The following is a 20,192-nucleotide window of genomic DNA, read 5'->3' on the forward strand; positions in this document are numbered from 1 at the left end:
GGGTAATCCTTTGCATACATAATTATGAATGAAACGATTAAAGGAGAGATCTGCTATGAGACAGTTACTATCCGCATTATCCTATTTCAGCATTTTCTTTGCCCCTTTTCTGTTCCCGATCATTGTGTGGATTGTTGCACGGGATCGTTATATTGAAGGGCATGCCAAACGAGCCTTATTCTCACACATCTTCCCCTTCATCGCTGCTATTCCTTTGATTTATTTTTTCGTGACTGCCCAGAACGTTGCTTCTGCTTTTGGATTTGTCATTCTGTTCTTTATTATTTACGGCTTGAGCTTTGTGTACAATGTGTTCAAAGGAATCCAAGTACTGCGCGAATATGCCTAAGCCACTTTGCCATATGGCTGGTAGCTATAAAGAAAAACCCGCTAAAAGTCAGCGGGTTTTTTGCTGTATTTTATCCCAGATTAGGCTTGACCAATTAAATACCTTTGTAACGTAGGACCGAGTAAACCAAAAGCAAACAATTCACTTTGAAATTTAGCTCTGTCTTCCGATGCGGTAGCTCCTTCACTGTTCTCAAACGCCGTTTCTGTAGCATCCTCAAAGGCAGTGTGCATATTATTATTGTACCAATCCAGAACAGCGTCAGAGTGGTTGCGAACGACCCGCACGATCTCCAATGTATTCGTTGGAGCAGTTGCAGCTACATATACAAGCAAAGAAGGATCTCCTGCATTTCCAGGTTGAACCTCCACTTCAGCACAAGCCAATCCATCGACTTCGGTTAATCTACGTATTTTAGCATCCTGAATTGCATACATTTCATATCGCGCTCCTTTGTTCATTCATGTACTTTGTTCAATAACAGAACGGGTTTCAGGTGTTCCTAACTGATAAATTACCCGATACACCTGCTGTAGGGCTTCTTCATAAGCACGGTTCACAGATTCCTCAGGGGTGTCTGGCCAAGGGAATACCATTCCCGGAAAGGCCTCCTCCTCTTTTTCCTGCATTAATTGAAGAAGCCCTCTTAGATGCTCAGCCTCCTGAGGTGTCGCCTGAATGACCCACTCATAGCTTGATGAGTGCTGATCAGGCAACACGGAACGCCCAACCACGGACACATAATAGGTGGTACCTTCCATCATAATTCTCTCCTTCACAGCATGCTTGAGGCTGTTATCCCTAGAGCTAGTTTCCGAAGAGGACAGACATTTTATGCCTACTTTCGGCATATATTTGTTACGACCTCTGACAAAAACGAACATATTTGCAGGGCTTAGCTCTGCAAACATCACTCAGATCAACGACTCGACTAAGAAAGGATGAACAACCATGTGCGGTATAACCGGCTTCATACAGTGGAATCGGGACTTGACCCAGGAATCGGAGCTGCTGGTCCGAATGACGGACAGTTTGTCGAACCGAGGACCTGACGCTTCAGGTACATGGATTTCCAATCCTTGTGCTTTTGGACATCGGCGACTCAGCGTAATGGATCCAGAGAACGGAGCTCAGCCGATGCATGCGTTACAAGGAGACACCTCCTATACCGTCGTGTATAACGGAGAACTATACAATGCTCCCGAGTTAAAAAACGAACTACTCCAGCGTGGGCATCACTTCCGTACGCAATGTGACACAGAGGTATTGCTAGCCTCTTACATCGAATGGGGACCGGCATGTGTTGACCGGTTTAATGGCATATTTGCTTTTGCCATCTGGGACGGCGGGCGCGAGCAGGTATTTATGGCAAGAGATCGCCTTGGCGTTAAGCCTCTTTTTTACAGCAATGAAAAAGATGCACTTGTGTTCGGCTCTGAGCCCAAATCCCTTTTGCTGCATCCAGATGTGGAAGCTGCAGTAGGGCCCGAAGGACTAGCAGAAGTATTTATTGTTGGCCCAGCTCGGACACCGGGACACGGCGTATACTCTTCTCTTCACGAACTGAAACCTGCTCATGCACTTATTTTCAACAGGAACGGAATCCGAACCTACCCCTATTGGAAGCTGGAAAGCGTACCCCATGAGCATGATCTAGACGCAACAGCGGCTGAAGTACGTCGTTTGTTACAAGATACCTTGGAGCGCCAACTCGCCTCAGATGTTCCGGTATGCTCACTCTTATCCGGGGGGCTCGATTCCAGTGCTCTGTCAGCACTCGCAGTAGACTATTACAATCGAACGGGTCAAGGCCGAGTGAGCACATATTCAGTGGATTACGTCGATAACGCGAAGCACTTCCAGGCTCATTCCTTCCAACCTGGTGCAGACGGCCCTTGGATACAGCGTATGGTTGACGAACTGAAAACAGATCATCATTGGATTGAGATTGAGAACGGCGAGCTCGTAAAGGCGCTGACTCAAGCCATGCTTGTACGCGATCTACCAGGTATGGCGGATGTGGATTCCTCCCTCTATTTATTCTGCAAAGAAATCAAAAAAGGAGCCACCGTAGCCATCTCCGGAGAAGCTGCCGATGAAGTGTTTGGCGGATATCCGTGGTTCCATCGGGATGAAATGCTAAATTCAGGTACGTTCCCTTGGTCGGTTGCTCCAGATATGAGAGCAGGATTACTATCTCCAGACATACGCGAATGGATTCGACCACTCGACTATCTTGCAGACCGTTATTCCGACGCTGTAGCTGAAGTGCCTTTACTTGCTGGTGAAACAGGTAAAGCTGCTCAGATGAGAGTCATGTCATATCTTAATATCACACGATTTATGCCTACACTGCTTGACCGTAAGGATCGAATGAGTATGGGGGCTGGACTAGAGGTACGAGTACCTTATTGCGATCATCGCCTGATTCAATACGTGTTTAACATTCCCTGGGAAATGAAAATAACCGGTGGTAGAGAAAAAGGAATCCTCCGTAAGGCACTCGAAGGCGTGCTGCCAGACGATGTTTTATACCGTAAAAAGAGTCCTTACCCCAAAACACATAATCCTGAATATTTGGCTGCAGTCAAACAACAAGTGCTTGAGATTCTGGACGATGCTAGTTCTCCGATATTGCCTTTAATCGACAAAACGCAAATTCGCAAACTTGCATCTTCACCTGATGCAGCTTCAAACCTTCCATGGTTCGGGCAATTAATGTCCGGCCCACAATTATTTGCTTATCTAACTCAGATCAACACTTGGCTACGGACGTATAACGTGGCAATTCGTTAGAATTAGACAGAAAGCTTATACACAGAAAAGGGTGTCTGATAAAACAACAGACTTGTTGTTCCCAGACACCCTTTTACTATTAACAGACTTCTAATTACAAACTGATGAAACCAATAAACCTTACATTGGGAGCGGCATCCTTTTTACTGTTAACTCATCCATCCATTAGACTTTGAATCGATTAATAGACTGCTGCAGTTCCTCTGCCATAGAAGATAGGTCATTTGCCGCCGAAGCAATCTCTTGCATCGCTGATAATTGTTCCTCCGTGGTTGCGCTCACCTCTTCCGTTCCCGCAGCAGCATTTTCCGTCACCTCCATAATGGTCTGCATTGACACATTAATCTGCTCCACACCCGCAGCCATTTGCTCAATAGATGCCGATACCTCCTGAGTTTGACCCGCAACATTGCTGACAGCTTCACGGATTTCCTCAAAGGTGCCGCCTGCTTTATGAACAAGATCTATACCTTCTTGAACCTCTGTATTCACATTTTCCATAGACTGCGCTGCATTATCCATCCCTGTACGGATCGCGGCTATGAGTACACTGATTTGTTCAGCTGATTTTGCCGATTGATCAGATAGCTTTCGCACCTCGCTAGCAACCACCTCAAATCCACGACCATGCTCACCCGCTCTTGCGGCTTCAATAGCTGCATTAAGGGACAGTAGGTTCGTTTGCGCTGAGATTTCGGATATACTCTCCACCATGGTTCCAATTTCTTGTGAATGTTTACCCAACTCTTCTATGACTGTAGCAAGCGCCCCTACAGTCTCATGTATCGAATTCATTTGTCCAACAGCAGATTGGACAGCATCGTTACCATGCACTGTTTTGGCTGATGCACGGGTTGCTTCATCCGACATATTCTGTGTATTCACAGTCATCTGCTGAAAACCAGTCGACAATTCATTGATCGTCTGGAATCCGTCTCCTACCATTTTCACCTGTGAATCCATTCCCGTTGCAATTTCCTCCATCGTAACAGCAACCTGCTCCGTCGCTGAGGCGGTCTGCTCTGTACTTGCTGTTAACTCTTCGGATGATGCAGCTACCCGATCTGCATTGTTACCTACTTGATGAATTAGAAGACGTAAATTGTCCATCATCTTGTTGAATGATTGAGCCATATCTCCAATCTCATCCCGGTTGCGAACGATAATGGCTTCGCCTGTGAGATCTCCATCGGCAATTCGGCTTGCCGCAAGAGCTACTTTGGCAACAGGCTTGGAAATAATTCGACCCATCACCAATGCAACAACGGTTCCCAGTACAATGGAGACGATTCCAATAATGACAATCAAACGGAGAACTTGTTGAATAAGTTCATTGGCATTAACAATACCTGTATCGAGTGAAGTCTGCTGATGCTCTTCCATAGCGGAGACAATTTCTTCAAAACCGGCTACAAGCACAGGCCCCTTTTCTAACATTAAGCTTGTAATTTCACTTGTTCTACCTTGCTTTTTGGATTCAATCACATCTTGACCAAATGCATAATATTCCTCAGCACTGCGATCCGAACGGTCTAACAGGTCAATCATCGTTTGAGTTGTGCTATTCGCTCTTAATTCTTCACTTAATTTATGATAATCCTCATAGTATGACGTAAACGCTTTCTCACTCTGATCATTTTCTTGGGTTATAAAATTCCGCAATTCCACCTGCTGGGACTTCACATCAATAACCATGTTTTTGACTGTTAACAGTTTAGAAGTTCGGTCGTTAATCAAATCCGTAAACGTTCGCTCAACCGAGATAAATTGTATATATGAAATTACAACCACAGTAGCCAATAAAATAAGCACTGTCATAAAGCTCAACAACAGTTTCGCGCTAATAGATATTCTCTTCATGTCTTTTCCCCCGCATGCTTAAAATGTCTTGCTAGTATCGATATGTATTAAGCCTGACAAAAAAACTCTATCCCTCCTTTCAGTGCGGAAATGGATAAATCTGAGACAATTCAATTTATGTTAGCATATTTACACACACGAAAATAGGTCTTTAGTATCAGTGCATACTATATATCAGACTTATTTAAGATGTTTTCGACATTATGCTACACAATTTATATCCTTATTTTTTATTTTTGAAACTTTAGACCTAAAAATAAAAAGACTTTACTCAGCTTACCCAGCTGGAATAAAGTCTTTAGTCTTATAAATGAGTTCAAATCATGGTCTCTAACGGTGGATCAACTCTGGATTTCTCTCAAGCAGTCCGGTGCCGAAAATCTCTCTAAACGGTGAATCCTCCATATGAATGTAGCCAATATAACAACCACATTTTTTCATGCTACAAGGACGATCCGCCGCCAAAGCTTCTAGACCATCGCGATACAAATGTCCAATGATTCGGCGATCTTTATAACATCTCTTCACATGTCCTGACCCTTGCACATAAAACACATTCGAACCAGCTGCACAACGCTTGCCCAAGCTGTCATAATCCTGCAGATTCCCTTCGAAAAGCGGATCAATCTGCCGTAAAAATCGAATTTCCTCCGGTGTGTAATACTTGGGGCGATCCTTGAAGGCATTGACCCACATATACACATCGCTCGGAAGACACTCCCTCATGGATTGAATAGCTGGGAATGCGCTACGTAATCCTACTGTACCTACACTGAATCCAATGCCCATTTCTCGCAAAGTCATACACTGTTTCACAAAAGAAGATTCTTTCGTTTCACGCGGATGATATGTTGCCCAGAATGCCGCTTTGTGTGTGTTAAGCTCTCTCGCCCAATCCAGTTTAACGGAAAGATTGGTTTGCACAGCAACCTTATCCACATGAGGCATGTGAGACAACTCTACCATGGCTTCGCGATACCAGCGCCGCACCAATGCTTCTCCATACGGATTAAAGAAAATGGAAAATCGGTCTCCCTTACCTTCCTGTTCCCTCACCCAATTCACAAATTGACGTAGTTGCTGTTCATCCAGCGCCAGAGTTTCCTTAGAATCTACCGTTTTACTAAACGGACAATAGGGGCAGTCGTAGTTACATGATGACAGCTTGCCACGATAATATAAGGTGGCTCTCATGAGAATACAAACCCTTCCATTTGTTCACGGATTTCAGCCGATATTAACCAATCCCCAATGGCATCCGAGTATCCTAGCCCTTCTTCTGTCAATCGTAAGAACTCCACGCCCATTTCGTTCTTAAGCTCCGCCATTCCTTCGGTCAGCAATTCACCAAGCCAAATGTACTCGGACATCACGCTTGTCCCAAATCGCTGATAATAATCCTGCAACGCCAATCCCTCCCGGTGCAGAAGTGCTTTGAGAATGAACCGACGCTTCTGTTCCTCACGACTCAGCACAATTCCATAGTCAGCCACGTCATATCGCTCCGTAGCCACATAATCTGCGATGATGCTCTGCGTCGCTTTATAACTAACCCCATACTTAGAAGCATAGTGCACTTCGCTTGTGTATGAACGCGCCCCACAGCCAAGTCCAACCATGCCTTCCTCCTGGCAGCTATAAGGTAAGAGTACCTTCGTTCCCGCAGAGGATTGCTCCTTCGCAAATCTACGCATGGAGTACTGTACGTAGCCACGACTCTTCAATGTCTCTCGTGCAGCTCTATATAGCTCCATCCGAATGTCCGGCCCATGGCGCTCTATATCATCTGGTTTCACAATCGTATTCTCCCGTGTGTAGAGTGGATAAATGAAAATCTCACCCGGTTCATACGCAAGGACACGTTCCAGCGAATACAGCCATGATTCAACGGTCTGCCCAGGCAGACCATAGATAAGGTCCAGGTTCAATAGTGGAAAATTATATTTTGTGAGCTTCTCGAGAGCTCGCTCCACTTCTTGCGGTTTCTGTGGACGATAGATCGCTGAAGCCTCTGCTTCAATGAAGCTTTGGATACCCATGCTAACACGATCTACACTTCGTTCTTTCATAATCGCAAGCTTGGCGTCCGTTACCGTATCGGGAGATGTTTCGACTGAGATGGAGGCTTGTTGAGGGTCAAGGCCCATCACATTTTCCGCAATATCAAACAGTCGATTTAACTGTACTTCGTTTAATAGCGTAGGTGTTCCTCCACCGATAGCGAAGCGCGAATAAGGTCTACGCGAAGTGATTGGTGCCCATTGTTTGGCTTGGCGCTCCAAGGCATCCACATAACGCTCATGGGTATCATCTCGGCGATCTGGTAATGTAAACAGATTGCAGAAACCACAGCGTGCTGCACAAAACGGAATATGCATATACAAAAAATAAGTATCCGTATTCTCACGTTCCCATAACGGCGCGAGTGGCATAGGTGGATTTAGCTCACGATACGCTGTCTTATGAGGATAAGAGTACAAATACGAGCGATACGGCAATGTAAGAACTTCTCTAAGACTTGTAGCTGTATTAGACGACCCGGACTGTACGGAATGGCCTGTTGTCATTGTGTAATCTTGACTATCCATCGGTTTCCTCCTATCTCCGGTTAATTTAAAGTACGACTTTGATTACAAAGGATGCCAAAAGGCATCGAATATGGAATTCAGCCGAAATGTCCGTTGCTCACGTAGTTTCCCTACGCTCCGCTACTCCATTTCTACCTTCATCCCATCTTCTCGGTACTGAAAGTCGTACTTTATTGAATATTCACTATATCTATAACACAAATTCACGATAAGGCACGTTCCAGACCACATCATGCGCCAAGCGATGTCCTTGATAGCCATCCTCACCATATGCAGTCCCATGATCAGAAAAAGCGAGGCAAAATGTTGGTCTTGCACGTTCTCTCATCGCTTCAAATAATGGCCCAAGTGCTTGATCAACATAGCGTAACGCAGCTCGCTGCGTCTCAATGGACTCTTCTCTGGCTCCCTCTACAAAATACCGATTCGGACCATGGATAGCCGAGACATTCAAGAATAGAAACAGCTTCTCTTCCGGCGGAATTTGCTTGAGCAGTTTCAATGCATGCTGCACCTGATTCTCCGTTGAACGAGGGTTGGTCACACCAAAGTTCATGCGCCAATAGCTCTGCTGGAAATAACCTGGAAGCACTTTAGCAAGCGGGTTTTTCTTAGTAAAAAAAATAACACCGCCAATGCACACTGTGCGGTATCCTTCGGCTGCAAGTCCAGACACCATATCGGGCGTATCAAACAGCCACGTATGGGGGTGAGTTTTCAACCCCGTATTACGGGAGTGAAACAACCGGACATGAGAAGCCTTGTCCGTATTTGCAGGCGTGGGCATAAAACCACCAAAAAAAGCGTGGTGTGCCGCATAGGTGAAGCTGCCTGGTGTATGCCGCTTCTCCCATGAACCTGTGCCGCACAAGTTGGGACAATTCGCTTCTTCCAATTTGGCTACATCATACCTCAACGTATCCAGCGTAATCATTAATAGATCATGAGAGCCCACGATGGTGTTCATATCAGGCATAGTAATCGGGCTCCTTTCGTAAAAGTTCCATTTGCCATTCATATGTACCTCGTCCGCGATGCTGTACCCGATATAAAAGATCCCCGAACGGGTTAACATCTAGAACGTAAGCACGCGGTTCAGTTCCACTAAGCATGACATCAATTCCGGCAGACCAAGAGTTCGGAAATGCAGACAACGCTGCTTGAGCGGCCTTCTGAATTAATAACATCTGGTCATCCTTCAATCCCGCCTCTGTAGGCAGAAGGCGATCATTACGCAAATGAAGGTTCGTAATAGGTGTCTTACTAAGACGAACAATTGCATGACCCACCTGTCCACCTGCGACGAGCTGACGAACATCAAATACACGTGAGCCTATGGACGATTTCGCCATCCAACGTTCAATCTGTGCTCCTTCCGCACATAACCAGTCCAAAAGAATTCTAATCTCTTCCGTACGGGTATATCTGCGCATGCCACCTTCATTATAAAAAATAACCTCTGCCCCATTCCGCACCATTCCCACTGTCGTTATAGCAATCTCAGCACCCGTTCTTGGGTTGAACTGATATGCTACTACACCGGAAGCGCCTGAGCCACAAGCGAGTTTAACAAATACACGATGCATCCCTTCAGACTTCATAGCCGTACGTAACTCACCATAACTCCGAATCGGAACATCAGCTTGGAGCGAAGGCGGTACGGTTACACCGTTAGCAGACAATTGCTGCTGGCATTGCCTTTTATCAAACATGGTTATGATGTCTGTAGGATGATTCAGAAAGCGAGCAGAGGGGAAGAATTGCTGAACTTCCTTGTCTATTCGTTCCAAACACGCTCTCCAGCCGTCAAACCATTGAGCAGGTGCGTAGATCCGGCCCCACTCCTGCTCCAGCAACAACGCCTGTTCCTGCGTAACCATCATACGGTTATCAACCCGATGAAGCGGCGAGTAGACAGTCGCACCCAGAGACAAGAGTTCACGTTCCACATTCCAGTTCTCTCCCGGTGCATCTATTCGTATGAAGAACGAATAATCTCCAGCACCTTCTCGGCCTTCACCTTGTGAGACTGCTTCTGAAACTACTTCGGCGAGTGTTGCTCCTTGCCGCCACGTCTGAAGCAGATCAATATAAGACAATACAATGGCAGGCTTCAACCCTTGCCTCAATCTTGCTTGCTGCAAAGCAAATGTCCGCCGATTATCCGGATTCCCTATAAGTAGAAAAGGTCTCTCTTGATCGCTCACCTTTATTCCGTCAAGGACGGATACCGCCAATCATCCTCATCGCTTTGCTGCTGATCACTCACATCAACAGAGATCCCCGAACGTTTCCATTGAATGAGCATTTCGTCCGTCATGTAGTGATAGCTTAGATCCAGATGCTTTAACTTTTTGATCTTGTCGCTAGCTAGAAGAGCTTTAGCCCCTACATCCGACAAAGTGCCTTGGGAGAGATCCAACACTTCAAGTTGATCCAGAACAGGAGCCTCAGCAATCGCCTGCGCGATCTCATCCTGAATTTCACTATCTTTTAGACCTAGATACACTAGTTTCGGGAATCTTCCCTGTTCAAACAGCGGGCTTACATCCTCCAATGAACCATCGAAGCCATAATCTTCGACACCCAAATATAACTCCAGCTTCCGCAGCTCAGGTAAATTGGCATGAGTAACGGAGGATATTACTTTTTTAGGTAAGCCTCCACAAATAATCACGAGTTCTTCTAGGTTTGCATGCTCCAACGGTTCCAGACTTAAGTCATTACTCCCTTTAATCCAAAACGATGTTAATTGAGGAAATGTTCTTAATAGTGGAGTTAGATCCGTTTGGATAATCCAGGATACCTCACACTCTTCGAAACCCATATCACCGATAAACAATTTCTTCAGCGATGGGAAATGTGGAGCCAGTTCAACAAGCTTAGAAACGAAACCGTCGGGTGAACTCTCGTATGCCTGTCCCCAATCTCCGATGACCAAACTTTCGAGTGTGCGACTTTCCGGTTTGGCAGCAAGTTCTTCAATTAAATTCTCAATTCGAATTCCATTCTCATAGTCATCATAAGAAACTGTAAGCTTCACTTCTTGCATACGCCAAATCCCTCCGTTTGAGTTCAATAATTGATCGTTATCTTGAATGTTACCCCATCCCGTATGAAGCTTGCAACTTCTTCCAACTCTAGTCCCAACTCGATTCTCAAACGTGCAAAGCTTCAATTGGTAATCCTAGGTATAAGAACTCATGTTCTCATTAAAACACAAAAAAAGCACCAACAGCAGGGTGGTCATCGCTTAAAATTACGTACCCTACTGTTCATGCTTCAATTCTTGTGTAACTGATGTAGACTTACCAATAAGTCTGTTCACTGAAAACCAAGCGTTTGGATAACCGCTTTAGTTCGCCAGTCTAGAAACGAGTGCTCTGAGTGCATGGCCGCGGTGACTGATGGCTTGTTTCTGTTCAAGTGTCAATTCAGCCATAGTCATCTCGTACTCAGGCACATAGAAGAGCGGATCATATCCAAAGCCACCAGCACCTGCTGCTTCAGCGGTAATCCAGCCTTCCGCAGTACCTTCTGCCTCAAACTTATCTCCGGTTGCTGGATCATATAGTACCAACGCACAGACAAAACGTGCAGGGCTGAGCAATGGTTGCTCAGTATCTTCCCCAGATTTCAACGTTTCAAGCGCATCCAGCAATTTAGCATTGTTCTGAGCATCCGTTGCCCCTTCACCTGCATATCTTGCTGAATACACCCCTGGGTCTCCGTCTAATAGATCAACGCATAACCCGGAATCGTCAGCCAGTACCGGAAGTCCAAGTGCATCCCCTACGGTTTTGGCTTTTTTCCACGCATTCTCCGCAAATGTTACGCCATCTTCAACGACATCCGGGAGTTCAGGATAATCAAACATGCTTTTGACCTCTTTGCCAAGGGGAGCAAAGGCATGAGCGAACTCCCTTACTTTACCTTGATTACGGGTAGCAACAATGATAATGGAACTATCCAAGCTCATGTTTAAGCTTCCCCTAAGCCGCGTGCACCAATCTTGAGTGCAATCGGTCCAAGCACTTCTTTTTGCCGCTCAATCATTTCCAGGATTCCTTGCTCACCCAGTTCCAGCATCGTATTCAATTCACGACGGTCAAAGGGAGCTTCTTCACCTGTTCCTTGTAATTCTACATACTTCCCGCTGCCTGTCATCACTAGGTTCATATCAACCTTAGCTTTGGAGTCTTCATCATAATTCAGATCCAGCACAGGCTGCTCACCTACAACACCGACACTTACCGCTGCAATGAAGTCTGTAATTGGGAATACTTGCAATTTGTGCTGTTGTGCGATTTTGTTAACAGCGAGTGCCAGAGCAACAAACGATCCGGTAATGGACGTTGTACGCGTGCCTCCATCTGCTTGGATAACATCACAATCCAGCGTAATCGTGCGTTCACCAAGCGCCTGCAGATTAACAACCGAACGCAGTGCCCGGCCAATTAGACGCTGAATTTCCATCGTGCGTCCAGTCAATTTACCACGGTTAGCTTCACGCTGATTCCGAGTATGTGTTGCACGTGGCAACATGGAATACTCGGCTGTTACCCAGCCTTTTCCTTGGCCTTTCATAAAGGGAGGAACACGTTCCTCCACTGTAGCTGTACAAATCACCTTGGTATCTCCGACTTCAATCAGTACAGAACCTTCAGCGTATTTATTCGTGTTAATTGTTAAATTCATCGGCCGCAGCTGTTCGCTGTTTCGTCCGTTAGATCTCATCATTTCTGCCTCCTACGACTTAAGCATCCTGTAATGTCGAGCTGTATCACACTTTCACTAATCTCTTTTATTTTACCAAAGAGTTCTTGCAAAAGCACCTATATCCGTTGAACGTTACTTCAACGTGTGCTGCTTCAAGGTTGTAAGGACTGCAAGTATGCTCTTCCCTAGATTGCTTAAATCGGAATTTCGTTGATATGTTCAGGTTTAGATACAGGTGCACTATAATCCTGGTTATCATCACTCATGACGGTTTTTTGCCCATTCCATTCGATCTGGACCTTAGCATCCTTGCTTACCGTATTTTCTGTCGTAGTGAGAACAACGGATTGTAACAGCTCACTTGGCACAATATCGCCCTCAGTAAACATATCATCCTTAAGTGCGACGGTTACTGTCCCATCCTCCGATGTTTTGACCGATTGTAGCTCCGTGCCACCAGTCATGACCTCTTCCAACTCGCCGCTTTTCGCCGGGCCTTTGATCAGTTCGTTAAGTGCAGCTTGTACTCGGTCTTCCCCTGGGGTCACGAGACGTGTCACCGGAACATAATACTGAACTCCTGCTGGTGATGCGGCTGAGAAATAGACCGTGACCGGACTGCTGTTCGTTGTAAAGCTATCGCCCAAATCAAGATTAATACCTACAGCCCGGTTCAACGGCTCTGGCAGCGGCGTGCTGTTTACCGGCATTTGCGATAGCTTTTTGCCATCTACCCAGATTTGCACGTTCTCCACATCCGGGGTTCCTGTCAATGTCCATGTTACAGCCTCAAGTAATTTCCGCTCATCCTTGGCATCATACTTGGCAAAATTGCCTGAGAACTCAACCACTGCCAGCTTATCCTCTGCATGAATGGTGACATTCTGCACGACAGTTCCCTGCGGAAGCACACCTTGGAACCCTTCAGGAAGCATCCCTGCATAGGGGCCACCTGTGACTAATGTATCAAGTGCCGTTTTGGGACTACCTATATCCGTACCGGATGGAAGCGTCAGTGACACTGGAGCGAGTAATCCCTGCTGATCTTGCAAATAAACAGTAGTGAGCGGGAGTGTAGCCAACACACCATTTCCCTCAGCGGCTTGAATCATGGCAGCTTCTTGGATCGGCGGCGGTGGATCTACTGCTTCGGAAGACTGTGCATTAAACATACTACAGCCAGACAACACCATTGGTATGCTCAGTAGTGCAGCTGCTGATGCTTTGCGGAAATTACGGATCTTACTCATGATCTCGTTCCCCCTCATCATTTTTACAGTTTGTACTACCATGTATACGAGCCTTCGTTCAAAAAATAACTAAAAAAATAATAAAGAAACCTGAAACGGTTAATAACGTATTAGGAGACAAGAATAATGGCATTGCTAACATCAGAGGAGGAATCGCCCATGGAACATCCTGAGCAAGAAAAAATCCCTTATAGCCTCAATAGCCGCAAAGTCGCGGAGGCAACCCGGGAATGGTTACATAAACGGGGCGTGACGATCCTTGAGATCGCGGAACTCGTCATGTTTCTTCAGAAGAAATATTACCCAGACCTTACCATGGAAGAGTGTGTTGAAAATGTGGAGATGGTACTGAAAAAGCGTGAAGTCCAGAACGCTGTACTGACAGGGATTCAACTCGACTTGCTAGCTGAGCAAGGTCAACTCCTTGCGCCTTTGCAAGAGATGATTGAGAATGATGAGAGTCTCTACGGCGTCGATGAGATTCTCGCCTTTTCCATCGTGAACGTTTACGGCAGCATCGGTTTCACCAATTATGGGTATGTGGACAAGCTTAAACCAGGGGTGCTGGAACGTCTAAATGATAAGAGCCATGGTCCTGTGCACACGTTCCTTGATGACATTGTAGGTGCAATTGCATCGGCAGCAAGTAGCCGTATTGCCCATCGCAAACAATCCGAGCGTGAAGAAGCACTTGGCGAGAAGCCCGTAAGCGATGATGCCATTTAAGAGGTTGTCGTAAAATCCGCTTTTGATTACGATGGATGCCTGATGGCATCTCAGCGTCGAACATGGGATTCAGCCGAAATGAGTAGATGCTTGCGAAGGTTGTTTCCTTCGGAAACAATGTAGTTGCTCACGTAGTTCATTCTACGCTCCGCTACTCCATTTCTATCTCTATCCCATCTTCTTGGTACTGAAAACCGACCTTTTTGAACACACCATTTAAGTGATAAGCACATATTTCCCGTTCAAGCTAATCCATCCATACTCTATGACTGATTAGAGACAGGATGGTTAGCTTGTTTGTCATTTTGAAGGAGAAAGACTGATACGTAGTGGGTTCAAAAGATGGATGCAGAAGGTGCACTTTGCTACGCGACAGATGATAGGAGCTATTCCAAACTACTTACAAAAAAACAAAAAAATTGGCTCCGTAGAGCCAACTTTGTCCACAAAACTATTTCAAATGTTCCTGTCTGCCTACCCCTACTTTTGCCAACTGATATAGCTCACTCCAGTTCCGTTCCACGGTAGACTCAGGCTGTACGGATTTGCGGCCGATCGTAATCTCAGGTCCTTTGCGCTCCCGCATCAAACCACGCAACACGGTCATTCCGATCATACTCAAACCAGTGAATACGTACAACAATCGCATCCATACGTTACTGGAATCCGAGCCTGTCACAAATCCATGGATGAGTAAGCCGACGAACACCGGATAGGACAACATATGGAAGATAAACCACCATTTGCGGCCAAGCTTGTTACGAAGATCACTAGACAGTAAAACAATGACCAGTCCATAAAAAGACAACGTACCTAGTCCACTTCCAATCGGATGCACCGAGGCTGTAAATGGAATCAACAATTCACTCCAGCTAAACGGACTGTAATGATCAATATACAAGATTAACGCATGAGCAAGTCCTAATCCAAATGCGAGCCATGTGGTTCTCGTATGCCATTTATACATCACCGCTTTTGGCTTTCCCTTTGCTGCCGGCATGCCTTGAGCAATGCCTAGAAACACACCTGCAAAGAGCAATAGATAGGCGGCTATACCACTAATTCGAATTAAACTCCAGGTTGGTAGATAATCTACAATCCATTGTGCCATAAGCGGCTCCCCCACATCCGATAGAATTGTCGTCTAAACTGCGCGTTCAAGCGACTTTTTGAACAACCTCTTAAATTAGGCTAAAACGGTGATCGGGATCAAAGCCAGGCCAGCGCTCAGCTAACTTTTCTGTATTTCCTCTGAACCACATACTGCCGTCCCGCGTTACCCATAACACGTCATGTCGGTCATAATGCCGATTCAACCAACGAATCGCCTCTTCACTTCCCAGAATGCAAACGGTCTTCGCTATAATCTCGCATTGGGAGGTGTGTTGACCCAGAACAGTACACTGTACGATATCCGTATTCGCGGACTGCATCGTTCGAGGGTCGATTAAATGGTGAGCCATTTGACCGTTACCGCTAGGATGCAACCATTGTCTCCGCGCTAGACTCGATGTCGCAACTGCTCCACCATCTAACTGAATGCTGCCTGTCAGATTGCGCTTCTCCAAGAACGGGTCGGTGATATAGAGCGTCCAGCTGGTATGAGCAGGTGTACCCCAGACCTGAATATCACCACCCGCATTAATCATCCCAGCAGGGATATGGAGTGAACGTTGCAACCAGTCTGCTATACGTTCTACAGCCCACCCTTTGACGATACCGCCAAGATCCAGCTCAGTACCAGGGTCTAAGTGAACCATTCGGCTCCCCTCTCTGTGCATCCACCCAGGACGACAGTAATCGAACCTTTCATCTGATGAGGTAGAAGACAACGGCTGTGCTGTATGGCTATAATCCAGCTGCGTATTAAGCTGGTCTGATTGCAACTGTTCAAAGCTTACATCGTATCCTTGCTGACGAAGTGCTTGGGCAATACCTGGCTGAAAGATGCCTTCCGTCTGACCAATGTATCCGTAGGCAAGGCTTAGCACTTCATCCATCGCAGCCGATACAGGCAACCAGCCTGTAGAGCGATTCAGCCTGTTAAGCTCACTATCCGGTACAAATCGGCTAAAACGTCTCTCCTGTGTTTCAAACCAATTCTGTACTAGATCTGCAGCATGCTCGGCTTCCTCCTGCCCCGTAACTAACTGCACCTCGATTACCGTATTCATCGCGCGGAAGCGAGAAACCAGCGGAAGGATTGCCTGTGGCTGCTCAACCCGGCTCATGATGCACCTGTGCGTGACTGATAACTGCCACTAAAGGTTCTAGAATCATTTTGCTGATTTTGTTGATCCGTTGAATTGCCACTTGGCGCAGTTCTGGAGTAATTGGAGTATGGTGCCAAACCACTTGACCCATCTCCATCTCCACGACTCTGGTTGTTTCCGTAATCTTGGTTGTACTGAAGATTCGGATCAGAGCTATCCGTTCGACTGTGGTTCCATTCATCCATTACATCATCGCGCGTAGCAACCTCACTGTTGATGGTGTTACTTGTATCTATTCCATTAGCAGATGCATAAGCGACGTCAAAAGCATCCGAAGATCTTACATATTGAAAGAGTGCAGCCACCGCTAATGTTGCCGCGGCCGAAGCTTGCCATTTTCTCCATTGGTTACGTTTTGCTCTCATCGATCTTCCCTACCTTCTGTGGTGAAGTTCATGTTCCTATCATAGGTAGGCTGGCTTAAAAGCAGATGAATGAACCGTTAAGAAAGGCTAAAGCTTTACAGTTAGATCAAGGAATTTACCATACAGATCCCGCCAAAAAAATTTCAACACAAAGAAGGCTCTGGTCAGAGAACATCTCTGGTTCCAGAACCTTATGGTTAAACGCACGATAACGAAGTGTAACACATCATCACGCACTTACTTCATGGTGTTAAACAAAAACATACCGTCTCTCTGTTCCTGCTGAACAACGAGCCCTCTCCGAACCAGCTCTTGTAAATGTGCTAACGTTTCACTCATTGCAAATCGTAGCTGATGGGTGCTCAAGCGATCGCTAAACATGAATAAACAAAGGTCATAAGCACTCACAGGTGCCTCTGCTACTCGCTCAGCCATCTTCTGAAGGCGTTCCTCATGATGTGCGAGCAGGTGAACCGTTCGTTCATTGAAATGAAGAAACGGATTACGATGCCCAGGATATGCTCGCTCCACATCCAGAGCCCCAAGATGATGCAACCCCTCCATGTAAGATAGTAAGGGCTGAGGGTCACTTCCAGGCTGAAGACTTACATTAGGTGAAATCTGTGGCAAAACGGCATCCCCGCACAGGATCTCTCTCGACTCTGGAGCGTAAAAGGATAAATGCCCTGGAGCATGTCCTCCCGTTTCCACAGCCATCCACCGCCGACCTCCCATCTCCAACCACTCACCATCTTCTATAGAAGTTATCTCGGGAAGAGGCGTAATCTGCGAATCAAAGCTCTCCATGTGCTCATGAATCTGTCTCGCCTTATCTTCAGGCATCCCATGCTGTGCATAATATTCAGGTAGCACGACATTAATGGTAGCGTCCTGCCCCCACATGTACTCTGCCTCTTTCATGGATCGACTAGACATGCGCACAGGAGCACCCGTCTTTTGCTGCAGCCAGCCCGACAAACCAAGATGATCCGGATGGTGATGCGTTAAGACAATTTGGCTAATGGATTGAAAAGATAATCCTAAACTCGCTAGCGCTTCCTGCCACTCTAGTTCGGTCTCACTGCTACGTGGCCCTGGATCTACAATCGTAACCGTTCCATCCGTTTCATGTAATACATAACTGTTCACCCAACGTAAAGGAAAAGACATGGTTATCTTGACCCGCTGTATGTATTCCGGCATGGTTATCGCTTCTGATCTCTTCATATAATGATTACTCTCCATTCCTTACTCTTCAGGACGATGACCGACAAAGATCATACGTGACGATTCCTGTTCATCATATTTCTCTTCATCATATCCTCCATGAACCTGATCAACGATCAGACCTGCCTCGTGTAACAAATGGCTTAATTGTTCACGGCTATACAACTTGACCCGCTCATGATACACGCGCGCCTTCTGGTCAGGTATGGTCGTGTCCGTAATACGTATTTCCTTTTGCACAAATCCATCCTCTATTTTGCGAAACTCTTCAATGTACTGTCCTTCGTCTTCACGGGTTGATTGGGCTACCAGATGACGAGTCACATAGGCTGTGTTCATAAAGTCAATGATAAAACTGCCTCCTGGCTTCAGCATTCGGCGAATAACCTGTAGCACCTTGAGCTGCTCTCCGTCTTCCTTGAAATAACCGAAGGATGTAAACAGATTGACTACAGCATCATAGCCACCTTTTAATGGTAACTCTCGCATGTCCGCATGATACCACTCAACACGGTTGTCTGTATCCATATCTCGCGCTTCGCGCAATAGTACATCAGATAGATCAATACCTGTCACTTGGAAACCCGCGTCAGCAAGTGCCAATGAGTGTCGCCCCATACCGCAGCACAGATCCAGCACTCTCGAATTAGGCTCAAGCCGTAACCAGTTGATCATTTTATGTACTTCATGAACTGCACCTTGAACATCGCGATGTTTGTACACCAGTAGATAGTCCTCACCAAAACTCTTCTCATACCATTCCGTCATTGCTTCTCGCCCTCCATATGGTCAATAGCCTTTCTATCTGTCATATGCTGGTACACTTCCACTTTCATGATAAGCTTCTAGTCATTGTATCGTCTTTATCGTTTAAACTCAAAGCTTCCATGCCTCATTCACATTGAATGCTCTGAAACCCCACGATATAATGTTAAACATAGTCGAAGCGGTTCGAACCGGGTAATTATTCAGATATTCCTGCATTACACTGGAGGTGATCATCATCATTCGAATTGGACTCACCGGATGGGGAGATCAGGAAGATCTCTATGCACATCGTACAAAAGCCAAAGACAAGCTTGCCTTATATGGGCAATTTTTCACAACCGTTGAGGTGGATAGCACCTTCTACGCCGTTCAACCTAGGGATCGGATGGCGCGCTGGGCGGCAGAAACGCCAGATTCCTTTGCTTTTATAGTCAAGGCCTATCAGGGAATGACAGGGCACCTGCGGGGCAAGCCCTATTTTAATAGTACATCAGAGATGTATAACGCTTTTCGAGAGTCATTGGAGCCGATGATGGAGGCTGGCAAAATGCAGGCAGCACTGTTTCAATTCCCGCCTTGGTTTGACTGCAATCGAGAGAATGTAAATGAACTACGCGAAGTTAGACTGAGGATGGAAGGCATCCCATGTGCCATTGAGTTCCGTCACCGCAGTTGGTATGAAGATGCCATGCGTGAACGTACGTTATCCTTCCTGAAAGAACAGGGTTGGATTCACAGTGTATGCGATGAACCCCAAGCGGGACAAGGCTCGATTCCTATTGTGCCTCAGGCTACAGATTCAGACATGACACTCGTTCGTATGCACGGACGAAACGTATCGGGATGGCACCAGAATGGTGCACCTAATTGGCGCGAGACCCGTTATCTGTATCGATATAACGAGGAAGAGCTACAGGAATGGAAAGAGTATCTAGAGCAATTGCAGGAGCAGAGCAAGGATGTATATATTATTTTCAACAATAACTCTGGGGGAGACGCCGCAGCAAATGCACGTATGATGATGGATCTACTGGATATTCCAATAAAGCCATTTCCCGATAAGACGATTGTCGAAGAGGAGCCAGGGCCAGAACAACTCGAATTATTTTGAAGAGGCATCTTCTCGGTACTGAAAACCGACCTTTTTGAACACGCACTTAAATAAGATTCCTTTTGTTGCTCATCAGGATCATCGTTGTGTTTACACGTAGAAAAGCGGCCAGCCCTTGAGCTAGCCGCTTTTCTCATTTCATAGCATAATAGTCTACATG

The 20,192-nt window shown here is 46.1% G+C and carries 20 protein-coding genes; 4 read left to right on the plus strand and 16 right to left on the minus strand.

Features of this window, described 5'->3' with window-relative positions:
• Window positions 1–55: 55 nt before the first annotated feature.
• Window positions 56–349 (plus strand): DUF4870 domain-containing protein, encoded by a 294-nt coding sequence (locus V6W81_RS22990; protein WP_145049880.1) that lies wholly within the window; start codon window positions 56–58, stop codon window positions 347–349.
• Window positions 350–429: 80 nt separating this feature from the next.
• On the opposite strand, the gene V6W81_RS22995 is transcribed toward V6W81_RS22990, so the two are convergent.
• Both V6W81_RS22995 and V6W81_RS23000 read right to left on the minus strand, forming a co-directional pair.
• A complete protein-coding gene (locus tag V6W81_RS22995) occupies window positions 430–786 on the minus strand; it encodes a hypothetical protein (RefSeq protein ID WP_145049878.1) in 357 nt (118 codons plus the stop codon).
• 24 nt (window positions 787–810) lie between these two features.
• Entirely contained in the window at window positions 811–1,113 is a 303-nt protein-coding gene (locus V6W81_RS23000; RefSeq protein ID WP_260985472.1) for a hypothetical protein, read from the minus strand.
• 187 nt (window positions 1,114–1,300) lie between these two features.
• Between V6W81_RS23000 and asnB the strand changes: the two genes are divergently transcribed.
• Window positions 1,301–3,145 carry an asparagine synthase (glutamine-hydrolyzing) gene (asnB, locus tag V6W81_RS23005; protein WP_338540483.1) on the plus strand — a complete coding sequence of 615 codons (1,845 nt, stop codon included), beginning with the start codon at window positions 1,301–1,303 and terminating at the stop codon, window positions 3,143–3,145.
• Window positions 3,146–3,310: 165 nt separating this feature from the next.
• Here asnB and V6W81_RS23010 read toward each other — a convergent pair whose 3' ends face one another.
• The 9 genes from V6W81_RS23010 to V6W81_RS23050 all read right to left on the minus strand — a co-directional run bounded on the left by V6W81_RS23010 (window position 3,311) and on the right by V6W81_RS23050 (window position 13,562).
• Window positions 3,311–5,005 carry a methyl-accepting chemotaxis protein gene (locus V6W81_RS23010; RefSeq protein ID WP_338540484.1) on the minus strand — a complete coding sequence of 565 codons (1,695 nt, stop codon included), beginning with the start codon at window positions 5,003–5,005 and terminating at the stop codon, window positions 3,311–3,313.
• A 330-nt stretch (window positions 5,006–5,335) separates the two neighbouring features.
• Window positions 5,336–6,199, minus strand: a complete 864-nt coding sequence (locus V6W81_RS23015) for an STM4011 family radical SAM protein (protein ID WP_338540485.1) — start codon at window positions 6,197–6,199, stop codon at window positions 5,336–5,338.
• Complete coding sequence (locus V6W81_RS23020; protein ID WP_338544052.1) at window positions 6,196–7,572, minus strand: STM4012 family radical SAM protein; 1,377 nt, start codon at window positions 7,570–7,572, stop codon at window positions 6,196–6,198. Before V6W81_RS23020 ends, V6W81_RS23015 begins: the two co-directional genes overlap by 4 nt.
• A 211-nt stretch (window positions 7,573–7,783) precedes the next feature.
• Window positions 7,784–8,569 carry an STM4013/SEN3800 family hydrolase gene (locus tag V6W81_RS23025; RefSeq protein WP_338540486.1) on the minus strand — a complete coding sequence of 262 codons (786 nt, stop codon included), beginning with the start codon at window positions 8,567–8,569 and terminating at the stop codon, window positions 7,784–7,786.
• Window positions 8,562–9,800, minus strand: coding sequence for an STM4014 family protein (locus tag V6W81_RS23030; protein WP_338540487.1), 1,239 nt, complete (start codon window positions 9,798–9,800; stop codon window positions 8,562–8,564). The genes V6W81_RS23025 and V6W81_RS23030 overlap by 8 nt, the downstream gene beginning before the upstream one ends.
• Window positions 9,801–9,802: 2 nt before the next feature.
• Complete coding sequence (locus V6W81_RS23035) at window positions 9,803–10,645, minus strand: STM4015 family protein (RefSeq protein ID WP_338540488.1); 843 nt, start codon at window positions 10,643–10,645, stop codon at window positions 9,803–9,805.
• Between the two features lie 303 nt (window positions 10,646–10,948).
• Complete coding sequence (locus V6W81_RS23040; protein ID WP_145049867.1) at window positions 10,949–11,572, minus strand: XTP/dITP diphosphatase; 624 nt, start codon at window positions 11,570–11,572, stop codon at window positions 10,949–10,951.
• Between the two features lie 2 nt (window positions 11,573–11,574).
• A complete protein-coding gene (rph, locus tag V6W81_RS23045) occupies window positions 11,575–12,333 on the minus strand; it encodes a ribonuclease PH (RefSeq protein ID WP_056702812.1) in 759 nt (252 codons plus the stop codon).
• Window positions 12,334–12,506: 173 nt separating this feature from the next.
• Window positions 12,507–13,562: a GerMN domain-containing protein gene (locus V6W81_RS23050; RefSeq protein WP_056702807.1), complete on the minus strand. Its 1,056-nt coding sequence runs from the start codon at window positions 13,560–13,562 to the stop codon at window positions 12,507–12,509.
• Between the two features lie 159 nt (window positions 13,563–13,721).
• Here V6W81_RS23050 and V6W81_RS23055 point away from each other — a divergent pair, with 159 nt between their 5' ends.
• Window positions 13,722–14,288 carry a phosphatidylglycerophosphatase A family protein gene (locus V6W81_RS23055; protein ID WP_338544053.1) on the plus strand — a complete coding sequence of 189 codons (567 nt, stop codon included), beginning with the start codon at window positions 13,722–13,724 and terminating at the stop codon, window positions 14,286–14,288.
• Window positions 14,289–14,739: 451 nt separating this feature from the next.
• Here the strand turns inward: V6W81_RS23055 and V6W81_RS23060 are convergent, their stop codons facing one another.
• From V6W81_RS23060 to V6W81_RS23080, 5 genes are all read right to left on the minus strand, one after another.
• Window positions 14,740–15,399, minus strand: a complete 660-nt coding sequence (locus V6W81_RS23060; protein WP_338540489.1) for a ferric reductase-like transmembrane domain-containing protein — start codon at window positions 15,397–15,399, stop codon at window positions 14,740–14,742.
• 70 nt (window positions 15,400–15,469) lie between these two features.
• Window positions 15,470–16,519 (minus strand): FAD:protein FMN transferase, encoded by a 1,050-nt coding sequence (locus V6W81_RS23065; protein ID WP_338540490.1) that lies wholly within the window; start codon window positions 16,517–16,519, stop codon window positions 15,470–15,472.
• Window positions 16,516–16,926 carry a hypothetical protein gene (locus tag V6W81_RS23070; RefSeq protein WP_338540491.1) on the minus strand — a complete coding sequence of 137 codons (411 nt, stop codon included), beginning with the start codon at window positions 16,924–16,926 and terminating at the stop codon, window positions 16,516–16,518. Before V6W81_RS23070 ends, V6W81_RS23065 begins: the two co-directional genes overlap by 4 nt.
• A 237-nt stretch (window positions 16,927–17,163) precedes the next feature.
• The gene (locus V6W81_RS23075; RefSeq protein WP_338540492.1) at window positions 17,164–18,153 is read right to left on the minus strand and encodes an MBL fold metallo-hydrolase; all 990 of its coding nucleotides are present in this window, start codon (window positions 18,151–18,153) and stop codon (window positions 17,164–17,166) included.
• A 21-nt stretch (window positions 18,154–18,174) separates the two neighbouring features.
• A complete protein-coding gene (locus V6W81_RS23080) occupies window positions 18,175–18,921 on the minus strand; it encodes a class I SAM-dependent methyltransferase (RefSeq protein ID WP_145049855.1) in 747 nt (248 codons plus the stop codon).
• 235 nt (window positions 18,922–19,156) lie between these two features.
• Here V6W81_RS23080 and V6W81_RS23085 point away from each other — a divergent pair, with 235 nt between their 5' ends.
• Entirely contained in the window at window positions 19,157–20,032 is an 876-nt protein-coding gene (locus V6W81_RS23085; protein WP_338544054.1) for a DUF72 domain-containing protein, read from the plus strand.
• The last annotated feature ends 160 nt before the right edge of the window (window positions 20,033–20,192 follow it).

This window comes from Paenibacillus tundrae (assembly GCF_036884255.1).
Classification (GTDB): domain Bacteria; phylum Bacillota; class Bacilli; order Paenibacillales; family Paenibacillaceae; genus Paenibacillus.